Raw genomic sequence first — 15,738 nt, forward strand, 5'->3', positions numbered from 1 at the left:
CTGGTCGGTGAGGTTGGTCAGGGCGAGGGTGTCGCTGCGGCGGACGAGCGTCATGGCTGGGCCTCATACGTCATGAATACACTCATTATAGTACTAAGCCACATTAGTGTGAACAGGTAGAATGGATTAGTAGAGGAGTATTCCAGCTAGGCGTTAGTTTCTCATTATTTTTTCTGAAAGTACGCACCCTGGATGAACGACGGTTCAGAAAACCAGTGTGAGCCTTGACCCCCAACTGCTGGCCTTCGGCGAGCACCACCAGGCCACCTATCACCTCCGCTCCCGGTCCGAAGTTTTCGCCGGTGCCCTGACGCTTCTCCGGGAACGGGAACTCGAAATGCAGTATGCCGCCGCACTCACCGATTGGACCGCCACGGAAGACGCGGACCTGCGGGCGTCGGCCGCGGGCGACCTCATCACCACCGGAGGGCCCCGTGCGCCAAGGTGACTTTTACCTCGCTGATCTCGACCCCATCTGGCCCAGCGGAGCCGACAGGCGGCATCCCGTTGTCATCGTCATCAGCGACGCCGTGAACCGCGCGGTGGACAGATCGGGCGCCAAGTCAGTCGCCGGGGTGCCCGTCACGTGGAACATCGCGTGGATCTCCAATATTCAGGTGCTGCTCCCGGCCGATCAAAGGGGCCTGGCCCAGGACAGTAAAGTCCAGGCGGAGCAGATTCGCCCCATCAGCTTCAGTCGCCTCAGCCCTGCGCCCGTCGGCATCCTCCCACCGGCTCTGATGCGTGAGCCCAATGACGCACTGCGCCTGCATCTCTCCTTGACGTGACGCAGATTGACCCTCCTGTACCCCTCAAACTCTGTTACAGGCCCCTTCCTGAGCCTCCTGCGAGCTTGCATTGTTTTGACCCGTCCTGCACGCACTTTTTTGAATTCCACCCTCAGTGGCCCGGAGGTAAGGTGCTGCCCGCCTGACCTGTAGCGTCCCAGGCGTGCACATCTGAAGGTCACCAGTGGTGAAGGGGTTGGCTCAACGCATGTCGATCCTGTCGCGCACCGCACATGGACTCATCCGCCTTTGGCGGCTCCTGACTGCGACCGGTCGACGGGGCGGAAGATGCTGTGCCGTCAGGACACTCAATACAGATCAGTGGACCCGCCACGGAGGAAGAGTGGCGTGGGAGAAAGTACCAGGGTGAACTCAAGGACTGTCCCGCCGCTCCCTGATCCCGGACAGCCACTGCTATTCCCGAATGACCCACTGTTCGACGCGCGTCTAGGCCAGCGGTGGCTGCGTGGGGCTCACCACGTGTCCCTGGTCAACATGGCCGTGATCCGTCACACCGGCTGCTCGGGCAACCTGGACGCGCTGATTGGGGACGACGCGGGCCGTTGCCTGGTGAGCCTGGGGATTGAGGTTGATCACGATGGTTCGTACGCGCACAGTAGAACTGCTGTGGGAGGATGTTAGACCTCTGGCCGGTACGGGCGCCATGCCCGTTCAGCGGTGGCAGACGTCAGTCCGCGTACTTCACTGCTGACAGTGGGCGTCGAACGGGCCGTGGTGATCCGGCCCTGCGGGTCACGGTCGCTCAAGGCATTCAGTCGCCTTTCACTTCAGTCTGGCCGTGCCAGCGGCGTGTTGCCGTGCTGGGCGCGTTCCACCATGCGGTGTCTTGGTCGCAATGGTGACCGCCATGAGGGGTGCTGCCCGAGGTCGCTCACGACGCGTCTCCTCGGGTGGACCCTGAGGCGGCGGTCATCAGGTGAGGGTGATGGGCGCCTGGGAGGCGCAGCAGCCGGAAGCGGGCTCACAGCCGTCACTGGTGTCGGTGGGCGTCCCGCAGGCGTCCCCCGCCTTGCACTGCACGCCGGGGGTGCGCAGGTGCACGGTGATCACGTCGGGTTGAAGGTCGACGTGGGTGACGTGGTACTGCAGGGCCGGGGTGTTGGCATTCCCATACTCGAAGCGAACTTCAGCGTGATCACGCACGGGGATGTGCTTTACCACGCGGTCGTAGATGGCCAGGAACTTGTGGTTGGTCATGAACCCGGCCTTGGCTTCCTCAGCGCTGCCATCCATCAGCTGAATGACCGTCTCCCGCCAGGCGTTGGCCTTCCCGCCGCAGTCCATGGCTTCGATGGTGACGGCCTTGATCTCGGTGACGTGGTAGCCCGCGGGGACGAGGAGTTCGCCGTGCAGGTGGAACTGGAGGGGCCGTTGGGGCAGCGTGCGCAGGGCGGTGATCAGGGCATCCGTGGTGGTGTGCTCGCTGAGGCCGGAGATGGGCGTCGCCTGGGTCATAGCAGGACTCCTTATTGACGTTCTTCGATGGGTTTAGGAAAAAAAATCAGCAGGTGGGGCAGGGCGTGCCGGAGACCGGCAGCTGCACGATCACCGGCGGGGTGGGGCGGTCCGGCGTCGGGCGGGCGAGTTGGGCGTGGCGGGCCTGCTCGGCGTCCCGCAGCAGGTCCTGGTGGTGGGCGAGGGCGACGAGGTGAACGGTGAGGGGGTTCATACGGCCTCCTTCTGGGGCTGTGGCACGGCGGCCAGCAGGGCGGTGACGGCGGTGCGGGCGAGGTGCAGGCCCTGAGCGCTGAGGGTGTAGTACGTCCATCTGCCGCGCTTCTCGCTCGTGACGAGGCCGGCGTCGACGAGGATCTTCATGTGGTGACTGGTGGTGGGCTGACTCAGGCCGAGCCGCTCCTGGACGTCGCAGGTGCAGACGCCCTGCCCGGTGGAGCAGCAGCCGGGGTCGGCGGTGGCGAGGAAGTGCAGGGCCTGGAGGCGGTGCACGTCGCCCAGCGCTTTGAACACCGCTGCTGTTCCATCGAAGTCCATGGATGTACTTTAGAAGTTAGATCGAATAATGTCAATGAATTGAGCGGTGAAGGCGGTCCCACACCACCCCCACTCAGCCTTCTCGACTCAAGCCCGACTTGGACTGGCACCGCACGCCGGTCAAGTCGTCGGCAGAGAGCGGAGAGCCCAGCGGCGTTCCGCACGGAAGCGTGATCAATATCCCTTCCACTGGTGGTCACCACAATGTGCTGGTACATGACTCCTCCTGATCGGGTACAGCTGATTAGTGAGGCAGGTGTTTGCGGAGCGCGCCGTAGAGCCACGTGCCGATCAGCGCGAACGCCAGCACGACGAACATCGGCCATACACCCGCGCCGAGCAGGGTGAAGATCGGCCCGGGGCACACGCCCGCCAAGCCCCACCCAATCCCGAACGTCGCGCCGCCCAGCACGTAGCGCTCCCAGCTGCGTTCCTTCGGTGTCACCGTGATCGCCTGGCCGTCCAGGCTCCGCACGCCACTGCGCCGCAGCAGCCAGGTGGTGAGGAGCCCGGTCAGCACGGCCGAGCCGATCAGGCCGTACATGTGGATCGACTCGAAGCGGAACATCTCCTGAATGCGGTACCAGCTGGCCGCCTCGGACTTGATCAGCACCACGCCAAAGTACACGCCCATCAGCAGGTACACGAGCAGTCCACCCGTCACCCGCGCGACCGGCGCGTCCGTCACGCCCGGCATGCGGGTCCCGGCGCTCACCCGATCACCGCCATGAACGCAGGAAGGAGCAGGTTCGCGCTGAAGATGCCGCCCGCGAAGAACGAAACAGTCGCGATCAGGCTGGGCAGTTGCAGGGTACTCAGCCCCGTGATGGCGTGCCCGCTGGTGCAGCCGCCCCCGTAGCGCGTGCCGAACCCGACCAGCAGGCCAGACACGCCCAGCAGCAGCCACACGCCGGGGTTGGAGAGGTCAGTGAGTTCCCCAGGGACCAGGCCAGGGCGGACCTGCACGCCCAGCGCCTGCACAGACGCCGCACCAGCCGCATTCAGGCGGGTCGGCTCTGGATCGGCGAGGATCAGTCCGGCCAGCGTACCGCCCAGGATGAGACCGAAGGCGAACGTCATATTCCACCGCTCGGCGCGCCAGTTGTAGCGGAAGAAACTGGGTTTGGTGACGTCCGGGAGCAGGACGGCGCAGGCGTGGCGCAGGTTGGCGGATATGCCGAAGCCCTTGTTGCCAATCCACAGGAGGAGCGGGACGGTCAGGCCGATCAGGGGGCCGCCGACCCACCAGGGCCAGGGCGAGGTGAGCAGATCAATCATGAATGCCTCGGAGGGCGCGGGTGTCGACCGCGCGCTTTGAACAGGGAACGTGTGGGCCGCGTGGGGCCGCTGAAGTGAGTGAGTGGAACGCACGCGCCCTTCGGTCAGTGAACGCGGCTCTCGACCGTAGGCAGGGGGGTGAGCACTTTGGGAACGTTGGTGCTCAGGACGTAGAGGCCCATAACGACCAGGAAGGCCGCGAAGCTCCGGCGGAGTGTCACCTGAGGGAGGCGGCGGCCGATCCGGGCGCCCACCTGACTGCCCGCCACACCGATGACCGCGAACACGGCAATCAGGGGCCAGTGCAGCTCCGGTCCGCCCTGGTGCAGGTGCTTGAGGAACCCGGCGGCGCTGTTCAGGGTGATGATGCTCAGGCTGGTCCCGACCGCCAGGCTCATGGGCAGGCCGCCCAGCAGCACCAGCGCCGGCACGATCAGGAAGCCGCCCCCCACGCCGACCACGCCGGTCAGGACGCCCACACCCGCGCCCTCCAGCGCGGTCAGCCACGCCGGGTGGGACCGGCCGCCCGGTGCAGGGGGTGGGCGGACCATCAGCGTCGCGGCGAGGAGCATGACCGCCGCGAAGATCAGCAGCTGCGTGCCGCCGCTCAGGTGCGCGCTCAGGGCCGATCCGGCGGCCGTGCCGAGCATGCCGGGCAAGCCGAACGGCGCCACGCGCCGCCAGTCAATCTGTCGTTTCAGGGCGTACGGCAGCGTACCGAACAGGCTGATCAGCCCCACAATGGCCAGGCTCTCGGTGATGGCCAGTTTGCTGTCCTCACCGACGAGGTACACCAGGACGGGCACGGTCAGGATGCTGCCCCCGGAGCCGAGCAGGCCCAGGCTCAGCCCGATCAGGGCCGCGCCGATCCAGGCGAGGATCACGGCTGGTCGCCGGTCACCAGGTCGCGGCCCTCGCGCATCCAGCCGAAGGTGCCCCCCATCAGGTTCTTGAGATTCTGGCGGCCCAGTCCGGCGAGGTAGGCGGCGGCCTGTGAAGAGCGGTTGCCGCTGGCGCAGATGAGGACCGCGCCGTCTGGGACTTCGGCTTCCCGAGCCTGGAGTTCAGAGAGGGGGAGGTTGATGGCCCCGGGCACGTGGCCCTGGGTGTACTCGTCAGGTTCGCGCACGTCGATCAGGGCGGCGCCCACGCGGCGGTGGATGTCGAGTTCATTCGGGAAGAGGTCGGTGTAGGTCATATCTGTTTCCCTCTGCGGCTGGGAAGTCCTTCGGCCTGCCAGGCCTGGATGCCCCCCTGGAGATTGCGGACGTCAAAGCCGCGAGCCTGGAGTTGCCGGGCGGCCAGGGCGCTGCGGCGGCCGCTGGCGCACTGGCAGATCAGCACCTGTCCCTGCGGAAGGTCGGCGCTGCCCAGGTCACTCAGGGGAATGTGTCGGCTGCCCGGAATGAAGCCCTGAGCACGCTCGGCCTGTTCGCGCACGTCGAGGATCAGGGCACCCTGACGGGTGAGGTCCTGCGCCTCGTGGGGGGTCAGACCGGGAACCGGCGAGCCGAGCAGTTTCTTCAGGAAGCCGAAGATGGTCAGACCGTCCGCGCGTCGCGTTCGCGGGTGTAGGCGTCGTAGCCGCCGGCGAGTTCACTCACGTGGAACCCCTGGGCGCGCAGGAGGCTGGCGGCGGCGGCGCTGCGCGCGCCCCCCTGGCAGTGCACCACGATCTCCTGATCGCGCGGCAGCTCGTCCAGGTGCCACGCGAGGCGACCAGCATGCAGCTGCTGCGCACTGGGAATGGCACCGGCCTGATGCTCTGTTTTGTTCCGCACGTCGAGGATCAGCGCGCCGTCATGCTGGTCGAGTTCCGCTGCTGGGAACGGCTGGGCGGGCGCGGTATCCAACCCGTCGGTCGAAGTCACGAATCCCGTCACCTGATCCAGTCCCACCATCCACAGGCGGCGGCGCAGCGTCTCGGCATGCGCGGCGTCCCGGGCCAGCAGGACGTACGCGGCGTCCTCGGGCTGCAGCAGCCACCCGGACCACGTCTCGAAGGTATTCCCATCCGGGATGTTCACGCTGCCCTGCGGCGCATCAGCTTGGTGCGCTTCTTTTGAACGCGTGTCGATGAGGACGCCTCCGGCGCGGACATGGGCGTTCACGGCGTTGGGGCTGAGGTGCGCGAGCGCCTGCACGTCACCCAGGAGGGCCGGACCGGCTTTGTTCTGCAGTTTCATGCGGCCGTAGTACAGCGGCGCGTCCGGCTGGCCGCTCAGCAATTCGGCCGTGAAGCCCTGTTCGTCTCCGGCGGCCACGTAGGGTGCCCACCAGGCCCGGGCGCGCTCGTACCCGACCGTGGTGGTGGGGACGGCGCCCAGGGCCTTGCCGCACGCGCTGCCCGCGCCGTGGCCGGGCCAGACCTGCACGCCGTCGGGGAGCGTCAGGAACTGGTCGCGCAGGCTAGCGAACATCTGCTGGGCTCCGGCGAAGCGGGTGTCCACGCCACCGGCGGCCTCGTCGAGCAGGTCGGGGCGGCCGATATCACCGACGAAGACGAAGTCGCCGGTGAAGTACAGGACGGGCGTGTCCCCCCGGGGGGTATCGGTCACGAGGAAGGAGAGGCTCTCGGGGGTGTGGCCGGGCGTGTGGCGCACCTCGACGCGGATGTTGCCGATCATGAACCTGTCGCCGTGGTGGAGCTTCTGAGCGGCGAAGCCGTACGTCCAGTCGGCGCCACCTTCATCGGATAGGAGGAGCTGCGCGCCGGTCTGGGCGGCGAGTTCGCGGCTGCCGGACAGGTAGTCGGCGTGGATGTGGGTTTCGGTGACGTGCGTGACGCGCAGCTTCTCGCGGGCGGCGCGGTCGAGGTAGGGCTGGGTGTTGCGGGTGGGGTCGATGACGAGGCATGCGCCGGTTTTCTGGCAGCCGATCATGTAGGACGCCTGGGCGAGGTCAGTGTCGTAGAACCGTTCAAAGAACATGTGGGGCCTCCTTGGAACTTCGATCTGACCTGACTGTATACCCCCTAGGGGTACTAAGCAAGGCTCACTATCAGTATTATGGGAAAAAGCGATACTCAATATCAGGGAAATAAATAAGACATGGCGGATGGAATACGTCCTCCATTGCAGCTAGAGACGCCCGCTGAGAGGACGCACACACTTTGCTTGACCTGACCCACCGGCTGAATTCCAGGTCCTCCACACCACCAAGCGAGGACCTCACCGGTGCACCATGGTTTCCAACGCACTGGATGCAGGCCTGAATCGCCCCCGGGTGGCACACCGCAGTGGGACTGCGGAGGCAGCCTGCTGCGTCGGCAGCGATCCGAGTCGGACTTGACAGCCCCCCTTCTTAGGTGAACTATATAGTTCATCTAAGAAGGGGGGCTATGAATCCAGATCTGATGCGCGGGAACCTCGACCTGATCCTGCTGTCCATCCTCAATGAGCGGCCCCAGTACGGCCTGGCCATCATCCAGGAAGCCAAATCCCGCACGGACGGGTATTTCAACTTCAAGGAAGGGAGCCTGTACCCTGCGCTCTACCGCCTGGAGAAAGACGGCTTGTTGGAGAGTGAATACGCCGAACTGGGCGGTCACGGAAAGCCGCGGAAGTACTACCGCCTCACGGCGGCGGGCCAGGCCATGTTGGCGCGCAAACGCAGAGAGTACGCCGCCTTCCACAGGGCCATGGGTACGGTCACCGGCGGAGACGCATGAACGCCACGGAGACCCACGTGGCGTGCCCGCCCCGGCTCGTCGCCTACCTGCGCCGCGCCACCCTTGGCCTGCCCGCGTCCCGCCGCCAGGAGCTCTGGGACGAACTGGAAGACCATCTCCTGACCCGCACCCGGCACCTGCAACTGCTGGGCTATGCCCCTGATGACGCGCTGACCCGCGCGCTGACCGAACTGGGAGAGCCGGGGCGGGTGAGTCTGGGCATGGGCCGCGTGTTCCACAGCGGCAAGGCGCTGCTGACCCTCGTGGCCCTCACGGCGGGCAGTGCGTACTTCGCCATGAGATTGACTGTGTCGTCGCCTCTCCCGGTACCGGTCCTCAACCTGCCGGTCAGCGCCGCCCGTCCAGAGTGGTGTCTGCGGGGTGCAGGACCGGCACACCCGCACGTCATGGTGCAGTCGACCGGCCTCACCTGCGCCACCGAACCGCGCGACGTTCTTCCAGACCACCTCGGCAGGCTTCAGGTCGATTTCAGTGCCGTTCAGCAGAGCATGGCGCGTCAGGGTCTTCCCGCCCGGATCGGCCCCCGCGGGGCCTTGACCTTCACGCTGGCCGGGCGCACGCAGACGGTTCCCGCGTGGGCGTTCAGCCACGGTCACGCCTACGGACGGGCGGACGCCCTCCTCTCCGCCCTGCGTCAGGCCGATCCTGGACTCACCCTGGCCCAGCGGAACGGCCGCACCACCTTGCGCACCAGCCGCCTGTCCCTGACCCTGGCCACCGGAGACTGGAACCCCGAGCTCAGCGCGCTGGACCTGACCCTCGCCCCGGCTGTGCTGGACCACCAGGGGCCGGCTGAGGCGCAACCCCGGTGAGGCCTCCAGCCGCGAACAACCGGCCGGTCACTGTCACCACGGACCTGTCCAGAGGGGAGGTGGTCCTGCTGGCCACCCGCCTCAAGGGTGGGCTGCTCAGCGTGGACGTGGCGCAGGTGGAGGCAGACGGCCGGGTGATCCTGCGAGCCCGGGCACAGCCTCTGACTTTCGTTTCGGGGGTACGTGGTCGTCGCGAGGCGAAGCCGGGCCAGCCGACCGAGGCGGTCCTCCTGCGCCTCGGCCACGTCCCACTGGGTGAGTCCAGCGGCCTGAGCCTCCCCCCACTCAGATAATTCGCCGCACCCTCTCGTTCAGCGCCTGCCCGGCAGGCCGCTGCGGCCCGCTCGTGTGCCCCGCCCACCCTGGCCGGGAAAGAGGTATGCCGCGTGACCGACCGACCGATCCTGACTGCCCTGGCCTGCACGCTGCTGGCGCTGGTGGTGGGGGTGAGCGCGTGGCTGGCCTGGCCGACCGGACGCGCGTACTCGTACCTGAACGACCCGCGAACGGTGTACCAGCTGACCAAAAATCCGGACCTCGCCGCGTTAAAGGCCGGCGTGCGGCCCAGCGCCGTGAGGTACCCCGTGACCGAGACCATCGGGGCGCTCCAGGCGCACTTCGGGAACCGGGCATGGGTGTATGCCATGCCGACCGGCAGCATGCAGGAGAGCGTGCGCCTGGGGGACCGCACCGCCCGCAAACTCGGCTTCGTGGCGGCGCTCGGCCACTACCCGGAGGCGCGCCACCTGACGCTGCTGGCCGGTCGTGACGCGCGGCCGAACACCGCGGAGATCGTCCTCACCGAGACCGCCGCGCGGCAACTGATCGATCCGCCCAGCGCCCTGGTCGGACAGGTGGTCATCCTGAACGAGGACGTCAGTCCAGAGCCCCTCACCGTCGTGGGCATCGTCTCACCCAGTCCCTGGCGGGGCTGGCAGGACCCGGATGAGGGCGGGTACCGGCGCCTTGACCCGAACGCGCCGGGCCTGGACGAGCTGACGACCAGCCTGATCGACTTTCAGACCGTGCCGCTCTCCGTCGTGTTCAACGAGGAGCCGAGCGCCTCCGACGTGGCGTGGCTGACGGCCTACCAACGCGAGCGTCTCCCTGGGCTGGATCTGGTGCCCCCGCCGGGCGATACCGCCGGGACGGCGCTGCTGCGGGCGCGGCTGCACGACCGTCAGGTGGCGCTGCCCACGTTGGCGGCCGTGCTGGTCGGCTCCGGCCTGCTGTCGCTGTGCACGCTGACGCTGTCCCGACTGCTGCGGCGCCGTTCGCTCCTGGGCGTGGATCTGGCCCTCGGGGGGCGGCGCGTGCACCTGCTGGGCGGACTGCTGGGGCGGACCCTGCTGCCCGCGCTGCTGGGCTCGGTCCTGGGTGCCGCCCTGGTCACCCGGCTGCCGGACCTGCTGCCGGGCACGGTCTTCTCGCCCGCGCCACGCGAGGTGCTGCTGCTGGCGCTGCTGACCGCGCCGCTCACGTTGACCCTGCTGACGCTGCTGATCGGGCTGGGCGTGCTGCGCGCGCCGGCGCTGGAACTCCTGCGCGGCTCACGGCCCGGGCAGTTCGTGACCCCGCTGCTGCTGGGCCTGGGGCTCGCCCTGACCCTCGCGCTGGGCGGCGTGTTCAGCGCTCTGGGCGTACGGGAGCGGCTGGACGCCCAGGCGGGCCGGGTGAAGAGCGAGTTCGGACGGGTGCTGGAAATCTCCTCGACCGGCAACCCGGACAGCCGCAGGGGCGTCAGCAGCCGCGTCACCATGCGCCGGATGGACGCGGCTGACGTGGCTGCCCTGGCCACACATCCGGCGGTGGAGGCCGTCGGTGTCGGGGAGCGGATCAACGGCAACCTGACCGTAAAGGGCAAGGACATCTTCATCGGGCGGATGGTGACCGGCGACCCGGCCCTCTTGAAGGTGCTGGACGTTCGCCTGGTGGAAGGCCAGTCGGGCGGCTGCCTGTTCTCCACCAGCCTGGCGGCCGAGCAGGGCCTCCGCGTGGGCGACACGGTGACCGTGCCCGGCAGACAGGGCGTGACGCTGCCCTGCCCGGTCACCGGTCTCTACGCCCCACCCGACCCGCTGAAGATCTTCGTGATGGCCGATTACCCTGAAGTCATCGTGCCCAGCCAGACCGGCCTGCTGCCCCAGCAGGGCCCCCTCCCCGGTCAGGAAGGGACGGTGCCCGAGTTCACCGGCGGGCCGCTCAAGACCACCACGCTGCTCCTGCGCCTGAACCAGGACCCCACGCCGCAGGTCACCGGGCAGCTGCAAGCCGTCCTGCAGGCCCGTGAACCCGGCCTGGTGTTCCAGCTGCGCCCCTACACACCGTCCATCGACCGCCTGCTGGCCAGCCTGCGGACCCAGAGCCAGCTTTTCCTGACCCTGGCGGCGGTGGCGGGCGCGGTCAACGTGCTGGGCCTGCTGGGCGGCTTCCTGGCGTACCTAGACGCCACGCGGTTCCGCATCGCGCTGGACCGGGCGCAGGGCCTGACCCTGGGGCAGCTCACGCGCCGCTGGGCGCGGGGCGGGTTGACGCTGGGCGCCGCCGCCACGCTGGGTGCGCTGCTGCTCGCCACCCGCCTGACCCCCCCGCTGTACAACGCCTTCTCGCTGGACGCGCCGACGACCCTGGAAAACAGCCTGCTCCCCAGCGCCGTCCCCACCCTGCCCGGCCCGCTCACCCTGCTGCTGGGGGCCGGCGCGTTGACCCTGGGCCGCCGCTGGCTCGCGCGACAGTCGCTGACGGATCTGCTCAAGGCCGGCAGCTGACATGGAGACTCCAATGACCCACACCACTGCCATAGCTGCGACCTCCCCCTCCCCCCTGGTGTCCCTGCGCGGCATCGGGAAGCACTACGGCAGCCTGACCGTGCTGCACGACATCCACCTGGACATTCAGGCCGGCGAATTCCTGGCCATCACCGGTCCTTCCGGCAGCGGGAAATCCACCCTGCTGGGCATCCTGGGGCTCCTCGAACGCCCCAGCCGCGGGACGCACCTGATCAGTGGCGTGGACGCTTGGTCGCTGAGTGACGCCGAGCAGTCGCGCCTGCGCGGCTCCGCCCTGGGTTTCGTCTTCCAGCAGTTCCATCTGCTGCCCGAACTGACCGCTCTGGACAACGTGGCCCGGCCCCTGCGCCTCAACCGGCGCGGCGGGGACTGGCGGGCAGAAGCGCACCGCATGCTGGAACGCGTGGGCCTGGCCCACCGGGCGGGGCACCGGCCTGCACAGCTGTCTGGCGGTGAACAGCAGCGCGTGGCCATCGCCCGTGCCCTGATCCGCCGCCCCCAGCTGCTGCTGGCCGACGAACCGACCGGCAACCTGCCTCCAGCCATGTGGGGGGACATCCTGGAGTTGTTCCGGGAATTGAACACCGATGGCCACACGGTCGTGGTGGTCACGCACGACCCGCTGGTGGCTCGCCGCGCCAGCCGGAACATCCGGATGGAAGGTGGCGTCACGGAGCGTGCCAACGGCCCGAGCGCAGAGTGAAGACCAGAAGCAGGAGGGTCCAGCTGTCAGGTCTGCCCGGCAGGTCACGACTGGGTTGGGAACCCCCGGATCACTCCTGAAGCGTGATAGCAGGAGATGATCCAGACATGGACGTTCCAGACCGACCCTGTTCGTCAACGTGCGATTGGGCCCCAGCCGTGAAGGCAGGCCGGTGTGAACAGCGCCTCGTGCAGGGTGATGGGGGCTGGGTGGACAGGCCACTTGGCTCCGGTCCATCTAATCCGGGGGCCGACCACGAGGCGGTCCTTTACCCTGTCTGGCGGACGCCGCTCCTCCAGGGTGTCCGCCACCCCCGTCTGATCCTTGACGCCACCCTCCCTGCGGTCACAACTGTCCCCGGGAGTGTCCCGCCGCTTCCGGCAGAGTGCCGCCATGCCCCGTCCCCGGACTGAGCCCCAGGGTTCCACACCCGAGCACAACGCCGCGTACGTCATCTGCGTGGCGTGTGGCCGCGCGGCCCCAGCGGCGCCGCGCAGGTCTGCCCTCACCTTCTGCCCCCTGTGTGGCGCCCGCCTCATCCGGCTCTGCCCGACGTGCGGGCAGGCCATTCAGATTCCCCACGCGCCGACCTGCGGGAATTGCGGCTCGCGCCTCGACTGGCGCCGCCCCGTGAGCGCCGCGGACTCAGTACACTGCACCTGTGCCTGAACAGCTCAGTCCGGTGCCGCTTCCACCGAATGGCCTGCCTCACCGCAGCGCCCCGGCCGGTGCGCGCCTGCTGTCCGTGAGCGGCGCGGCAGGCCGTGGCAAGTGTCACCTGCTGCGCACCCTGGACACCGGCGCGGTCCAGCGGCTGACCTTGACGGCCCCGGACCTGTTCGCGCCCCTCGTCCGGGCGCTGCACGGCTCGACGACGACGCGGGAGCCGCACGTGCTTCAGGCGCTGCGGGCCGCCGCGCCGGATCTGCCCTGGCCGGCGGTCGCTGCCGCGCCGGACGGACCGGCGACGGACGCGGAGCGCCGAGACGTGACCGAATAGGTGCTCGCGCACACCCTGGCGCGCCTGGCCCTCCCGGGCGGCCCGCTGCTCGTGACGGTCGATGAGATGGAGCGCGCCACGCCCGACGACGTGCGGCTGCTGACCGCCTGCTGGCGCGCGGCCTGTCAGCAGGGCGCGCCGCTGGACCTGGCCCTGGCTGGACGGGACGACGCCCCGGACTGGTTGAGCAGCCTGAAGCTCACGGCCGCGCTCAGCCCCCAGGCCAGTGTCACCACCTACACGCTCGACCTGCTGGACGAGCCTGGAATGGCGCTGCTGGTTCGGAACCGGCTGGGCCCGACCGATGAGCGCTTCCCCGGCTGGCTCCAGGCCCGGACGGGCGGGCAGCCGCTGTGGGCGGCGCAGCTCATCGCGCACCTGCGGGCGGGGGGCGCCCTGCGGTTCGAGTCCGGTGCCTGGCACTTCATCCCGCCGCCCCTGGAAAGCCTGCCGGACACCCTGCGTGGCCTGCTGGAACAGCGCTGGCCGGTCGGCCTTGATCAGCCGGGCGCAGCGGACCTGCTGGATGCCCTGGCCGTCTCACGGACGCCCCTGCCCCTCTCCGCGCTGGCCGCCGTGACCGGGCTGCCCGGGGACGACGTGCAGTCCCGGTCACCCGCCTGCGGGGCCAGGGGCTCCTACTCGTGTCCCTCGCCGGTGGGCAGGTCACGGTCACCCTGGCCCATCCGTCCCTGGCGGACCTGGGCCGTGAGCAGCTCCCGCACGCCCGGGATCTCGAGTGGCACGCGCGCCTCGTCGAGCAGGTGCCGGACCTGCACGCACGCGCCCGGCACGCCCGGCAGGCCGCGCACCCACACGCCGGCCCGCTTACCGAAGCGGCCCTGCAGGCCGCCCGGGACACCCACCAGCCCGCCCTGATCGCCGAGCACACCCAGGCCCTGTTGTCCCGCACCGACTGGACGGCGGGCCGTGACCGGCCCCTGCGGGAACTGCTCGGCCTCGCGCAGTTTCACCTGGGTCAGCCGCGCGAAGCGGCCCGGACGCTCCGGTCCATTCCCGCGCCGAGCGCCGAAGCGGCGGACCTCCTCGGCCGGGCGCTGCTGGCCGCCGGCGACTTCGAAGACGGCCTGAAGGCCCTGGATGAGCTGCCCCCGCCACTGCCCCTGACCGCGCAGGTGACGCGGGCGCGCCTGCAACTGCATGCCGGGCAGGCCGATGAGGCCCTCGCGGCCCTGGACGAGCTGAGCGAGTGTCCCGGCGCGCCTCACGCCCAGATTCACCTGGCGCGCGCCAATCACGCCGTTCTTCAGCATGACGCCCCTCGGCTGCGTGACGCCGCGCAGGCGGCGCTCACCCACGCCCGCGGCCCCCACGAGCGCGCGGACGCCCTGAACTCCGTTGCCCTGGCGGCCTCCTGGCTGGGCGACTTCCCGGCCGCGCAGCGCGCCTACGAGGAATGCCTGACGCTGCTGCGCGGCGCGGGCCGGGAAGCGGCGATGCAGGCGGTGTACGGCAACCTCGTGAACCTGCACGTCTATGCCGCTGACTACCACGCCGCCCAGCAGGCCGCCGCCACGGCCCTGGCGCTGGCGCGGGCGGCACCCGCCTGGTCGAGATGAACGCCACGGGCGCCCTCGGGATGGTGCAGGTCATGCTCGGCCAGGAGGACGGGCTGGAGCACCTGCAGCGGTGGGCGGCGCACTACCGCGAGCACGTGCCCGCCGCCGCGCCCTACGCGACGCTGCACGCGGCGTCCGCCGCCACCATCTTCGGACGGCGGGACCTGGCGCTCCCCCTGCTGGACCTCGACCCGACCCTCGAAGACACCGTGCGGCCCATGGGGTACGGTCCGGTCACGCTGGCCCAGACGTACCTGGCCCTGGGCCGCCCAGACGACGCCCGGCGGGTGCTGGACGGCGCGCCCACCTACGACGGGGACCAGGTGGGCCAGTGGCACCTCACCCTCACGCGCGCCCTGCACCGCCTGGCGACCGGCGATCCAGCCGCTGCCGCTGACCAGCTGCAGGCCAGGCCAGCGTGACCGACCCGGCGCTGAGCCGCTTTCCATCCATCCTGGCCGAGTACCAGTGGATGCTGCTCGCCGCACGCCTCCGGCAGCGCGCGCCGGACGCCGAACTCCGCGCGCTCGGCGCTGAGGTCCTGCAGTTCCTGCACCGCTCAGGGGGACGGGGGCACCTCCTGCTGACTGATCAGGTGCTCGCCAGCGATTAGGACGACCGGCACGCGTACCTGCGCGCCGATCCACCCACGATCCGCCGGGCGTTCCTGCGCCCGCTCGGGCACTTCGACCTGGAGGAGAACGGGGTGACGCAACCCTGGCGCGCCCGGAAGGTCCGTGACCTGCTCGCCCTGCTGCTGTGCGCCTCAGTCGGCACGGACCGGCCCGGACGGACGCGCGACGACCTGACCGCCCGCCTGTGGCCGGACCTGCCCGAAGCCGCCGCGACCACCACCTTCCGTAAGACCCTGCTGCGGCTGCGCGCCGCCCTCGGGAACGCTGCCCAGGTGGACCACGGCCCGGACGGCTACGTCCTGCGCGGCCTGCACGCCGACCTGATCCACTTCCTGAACGCGCTGGACCAGCGGGATCTGGTCGCCGCGTGCGCGTGGTACGAAGCTGACTACCCTTCAAAACGCACAGTAGGCAGCAGAAAGTCGGCTCCTGTACGGTATTTCTGCGAT

At 69.1% G+C, this 15,738-nt stretch carries 22 protein-coding genes; 13 read left to right on the top strand and 9 right to left on the bottom strand.

Annotated elements, in window-relative coordinates; translation table 11 throughout:
* Window positions 1–217: 217 nt before the first annotated feature.
* Window positions 218–448 (top strand): antitoxin, encoded by a 231-nt coding sequence (locus IEY63_RS21675; RefSeq protein ID WP_189071073.1) that lies wholly within the window; start codon window positions 218–220, stop codon window positions 446–448.
* Window positions 435–788, top strand: a complete 354-nt coding sequence (locus IEY63_RS21680; RefSeq protein ID WP_189071074.1) for a type II toxin-antitoxin system PemK/MazF family toxin — start codon at window positions 435–437, stop codon at window positions 786–788. Before IEY63_RS21675 ends, IEY63_RS21680 begins: the two co-directional genes overlap by 14 nt.
* Before the next feature lie 933 nt (window positions 789–1,721).
* On the opposite strand, the gene IEY63_RS21685 is transcribed toward IEY63_RS21680, so the two are convergent.
* The 8 genes from IEY63_RS21685 to IEY63_RS22680 all read right to left on the bottom strand — a co-directional run bounded on the left by IEY63_RS21685 (window position 1,722) and on the right by IEY63_RS22680 (window position 5,519).
* Complete coding sequence (locus IEY63_RS21685) at window positions 1,722–2,264, bottom strand: DUF6428 family protein (RefSeq protein WP_189071075.1); 543 nt, start codon at window positions 2,262–2,264, stop codon at window positions 1,722–1,724.
* A 46-nt stretch (window positions 2,265–2,310) separates the two neighbouring features.
* Window positions 2,311–2,478, bottom strand: a complete 168-nt coding sequence (locus IEY63_RS21690) for a hypothetical protein (RefSeq protein ID WP_189071076.1) — start codon at window positions 2,476–2,478, stop codon at window positions 2,311–2,313.
* Window positions 2,475–2,801: an ArsR/SmtB family transcription factor gene (locus tag IEY63_RS21695; protein WP_189071077.1), complete on the bottom strand. Its 327-nt coding sequence runs from the start codon at window positions 2,799–2,801 to the stop codon at window positions 2,475–2,477. The genes IEY63_RS21690 and IEY63_RS21695 overlap by 4 nt, the downstream gene beginning before the upstream one ends.
* Before the next feature lie 244 nt (window positions 2,802–3,045).
* Window positions 3,046–3,498, bottom strand: coding sequence for a YeeE/YedE family protein (locus IEY63_RS21700; RefSeq protein ID WP_189071091.1), 453 nt, complete (start codon window positions 3,496–3,498; stop codon window positions 3,046–3,048).
* A 14-nt stretch (window positions 3,499–3,512) separates the two neighbouring features.
* Window positions 3,513–4,079, bottom strand: a complete 567-nt coding sequence (locus IEY63_RS21705) for a YeeE/YedE family protein (protein WP_189071078.1) — start codon at window positions 4,077–4,079, stop codon at window positions 3,513–3,515.
* A 104-nt stretch (window positions 4,080–4,183) separates the two neighbouring features.
* Complete coding sequence (locus tag IEY63_RS21710) at window positions 4,184–4,963, bottom strand: sulfite exporter TauE/SafE family protein (RefSeq protein ID WP_189071079.1); 780 nt, start codon at window positions 4,961–4,963, stop codon at window positions 4,184–4,186.
* On the bottom strand, window positions 4,960–5,277 hold the full coding sequence (locus tag IEY63_RS21715) for a rhodanese-like domain-containing protein (protein ID WP_189071080.1): 318 nt from the start codon (window positions 5,275–5,277) through the stop codon (window positions 4,960–4,962). Before IEY63_RS21715 ends, IEY63_RS21710 begins: the two co-directional genes overlap by 4 nt.
* Window positions 5,274–5,519: a rhodanese-like domain-containing protein gene (locus tag IEY63_RS22680; RefSeq protein ID WP_373290949.1), complete on the bottom strand. Its 246-nt coding sequence runs from the start codon at window positions 5,517–5,519 to the stop codon at window positions 5,274–5,276. The genes IEY63_RS21715 and IEY63_RS22680 overlap by 4 nt, the downstream gene beginning before the upstream one ends.
* Here IEY63_RS22680 and IEY63_RS22375 point away from each other — a divergent pair.
* A complete protein-coding gene (locus tag IEY63_RS22375) occupies window positions 5,469–5,654 on the top strand; it encodes a hypothetical protein (protein ID WP_229784856.1) in 186 nt (61 codons plus the stop codon). The two genes, IEY63_RS22680 and IEY63_RS22375, sit on opposite strands and share 51 nt — an antisense overlap.
* Here the strand turns inward: IEY63_RS22375 and IEY63_RS21725 are convergent.
* On the bottom strand, window positions 5,621–7,009 hold the full coding sequence (locus tag IEY63_RS21725) for an MBL fold metallo-hydrolase (RefSeq protein ID WP_189071081.1): 1,389 nt from the start codon (window positions 7,007–7,009) through the stop codon (window positions 5,621–5,623). The two genes, IEY63_RS22375 and IEY63_RS21725, sit on opposite strands and share 34 nt — an antisense overlap.
* Window positions 7,010–7,419: 410 nt before the next feature.
* Here IEY63_RS21725 and IEY63_RS21730 point away from each other — a divergent pair, with 410 nt between their 5' ends.
* The 10 genes from IEY63_RS21730 to IEY63_RS21775 all read left to right on the top strand — a co-directional run.
* Window positions 7,420–7,749, top strand: a complete 330-nt coding sequence (locus IEY63_RS21730; RefSeq protein WP_189071082.1) for a PadR family transcriptional regulator — start codon at window positions 7,420–7,422, stop codon at window positions 7,747–7,749.
* The gene (locus IEY63_RS21735) at window positions 7,746–8,582 is read left to right on the top strand and encodes a permease prefix domain 1-containing protein (protein WP_189071083.1); all 837 of its coding nucleotides are present in this window, start codon (window positions 7,746–7,748) and stop codon (window positions 8,580–8,582) included. Before IEY63_RS21730 ends, IEY63_RS21735 begins: the two co-directional genes overlap by 4 nt.
* Entirely contained in the window at window positions 8,579–8,875 is a 297-nt protein-coding gene (locus IEY63_RS21740; protein ID WP_189071084.1) for a hypothetical protein, read from the top strand. Before IEY63_RS21735 ends, IEY63_RS21740 begins: the two co-directional genes overlap by 4 nt.
* Window positions 8,876–8,968: 93 nt before the next feature.
* The gene (locus IEY63_RS21745; RefSeq protein ID WP_189071085.1) at window positions 8,969–11,350 is read left to right on the top strand and encodes an ABC transporter permease; all 2,382 of its coding nucleotides are present in this window, start codon (window positions 8,969–8,971) and stop codon (window positions 11,348–11,350) included.
* Window positions 11,351–11,363: 13 nt separating this feature from the next.
* Entirely contained in the window at window positions 11,364–12,074 is a 711-nt protein-coding gene (locus tag IEY63_RS21750; protein ID WP_189071086.1) for an ABC transporter ATP-binding protein, read from the top strand.
* A gap of 661 nt (window positions 12,075–12,735) precedes the next feature.
* Window positions 12,736–13,074, top strand: a complete 339-nt coding sequence (locus tag IEY63_RS21755; protein ID WP_189071087.1) for a hypothetical protein — start codon at window positions 12,736–12,738, stop codon at window positions 13,072–13,074.
* A 644-nt stretch (window positions 13,075–13,718) separates the two neighbouring features.
* Complete coding sequence (locus tag IEY63_RS21760; protein ID WP_189071088.1) at window positions 13,719–14,654, top strand: tetratricopeptide repeat protein; 936 nt, start codon at window positions 13,719–13,721, stop codon at window positions 14,652–14,654.
* On the top strand, window positions 14,651–15,076 hold the full coding sequence (locus IEY63_RS21765; RefSeq protein ID WP_189071089.1) for a hypothetical protein: 426 nt from the start codon (window positions 14,651–14,653) through the stop codon (window positions 15,074–15,076). Before IEY63_RS21760 ends, IEY63_RS21765 begins: the two co-directional genes overlap by 4 nt.
* A complete protein-coding gene (locus IEY63_RS21770; protein WP_189071090.1) occupies window positions 15,073–15,267 on the top strand; it encodes a hypothetical protein in 195 nt (64 codons plus the stop codon). Before IEY63_RS21765 ends, IEY63_RS21770 begins: the two co-directional genes overlap by 4 nt.
* A 93-nt stretch (window positions 15,268–15,360) precedes the next feature.
* Window positions 15,361–15,738: AfsR/SARP family transcriptional regulator (locus IEY63_RS21775; protein WP_229784857.1), on the top strand; the 378-nt coding region annotated here is incomplete at its 3' end.

It is taken from the genome of Deinococcus radiotolerans (assembly GCF_014647435.1).
GTDB lineage: Bacteria > Deinococcota > Deinococci > Deinococcales > Deinococcaceae > Deinococcus > Deinococcus radiotolerans.

Bases quoted from the DNA above. Each gene is read 5' to 3' on its own strand.
- IEY63_RS21685 (WP_189071075.1), bottom strand. From the start codon at position 2,264: ATGACCCAGGCGACGCCCATCTCCGGCCTCAGCGAGCACACCACCACG.
- IEY63_RS21690 (WP_189071076.1), bottom strand. From the start codon at position 2,478: ATGAACCCCCTCACCGTTCACCTCGTCGCCCTCGCCCACCACCAGGAC.
- IEY63_RS21695 (WP_189071077.1), bottom strand. From the start codon at position 2,801: ATGGACTTCGATGGAACAGCAGCGGTGTTCAAAGCGCTGGGCGACGTG.
- IEY63_RS21700 (WP_189071091.1), bottom strand. From the start codon at position 3,498: ATGCCGGGCGTGACGGACGCGCCGGTCGCGCGGGTGACGGGTGGACTG.
- IEY63_RS21705 (WP_189071078.1), bottom strand. From the start codon at position 4,079: ATGATTGATCTGCTCACCTCGCCCTGGCCCTGGTGGGTCGGCGGCCCC.
- IEY63_RS21715 (WP_189071080.1), bottom strand. From the start codon at position 5,277: ATGACCTACACCGACCTCTTCCCGAATGAACTCGACATCCACCGCCGC.
- IEY63_RS21725 (WP_189071081.1), bottom strand. From the start codon at position 7,009: ATGTTCTTTGAACGGTTCTACGACACTGACCTCGCCCAGGCGTCCTAC.
- IEY63_RS21730 (WP_189071082.1), top strand. From the start codon at position 7,420: ATGAATCCAGATCTGATGCGCGGGAACCTCGACCTGATCCTGCTGTCC.
- IEY63_RS21735 (WP_189071083.1), top strand. From the start codon at position 7,746: ATGAACGCCACGGAGACCCACGTGGCGTGCCCGCCCCGGCTCGTCGCC.
- IEY63_RS21750 (WP_189071086.1), top strand. From the start codon at position 11,364: ATGACCCACACCACTGCCATAGCTGCGACCTCCCCCTCCCCCCTGGTG.
- IEY63_RS21765 (WP_189071089.1), top strand. From the start codon at position 14,651: ATGAACGCCACGGGCGCCCTCGGGATGGTGCAGGTCATGCTCGGCCAG.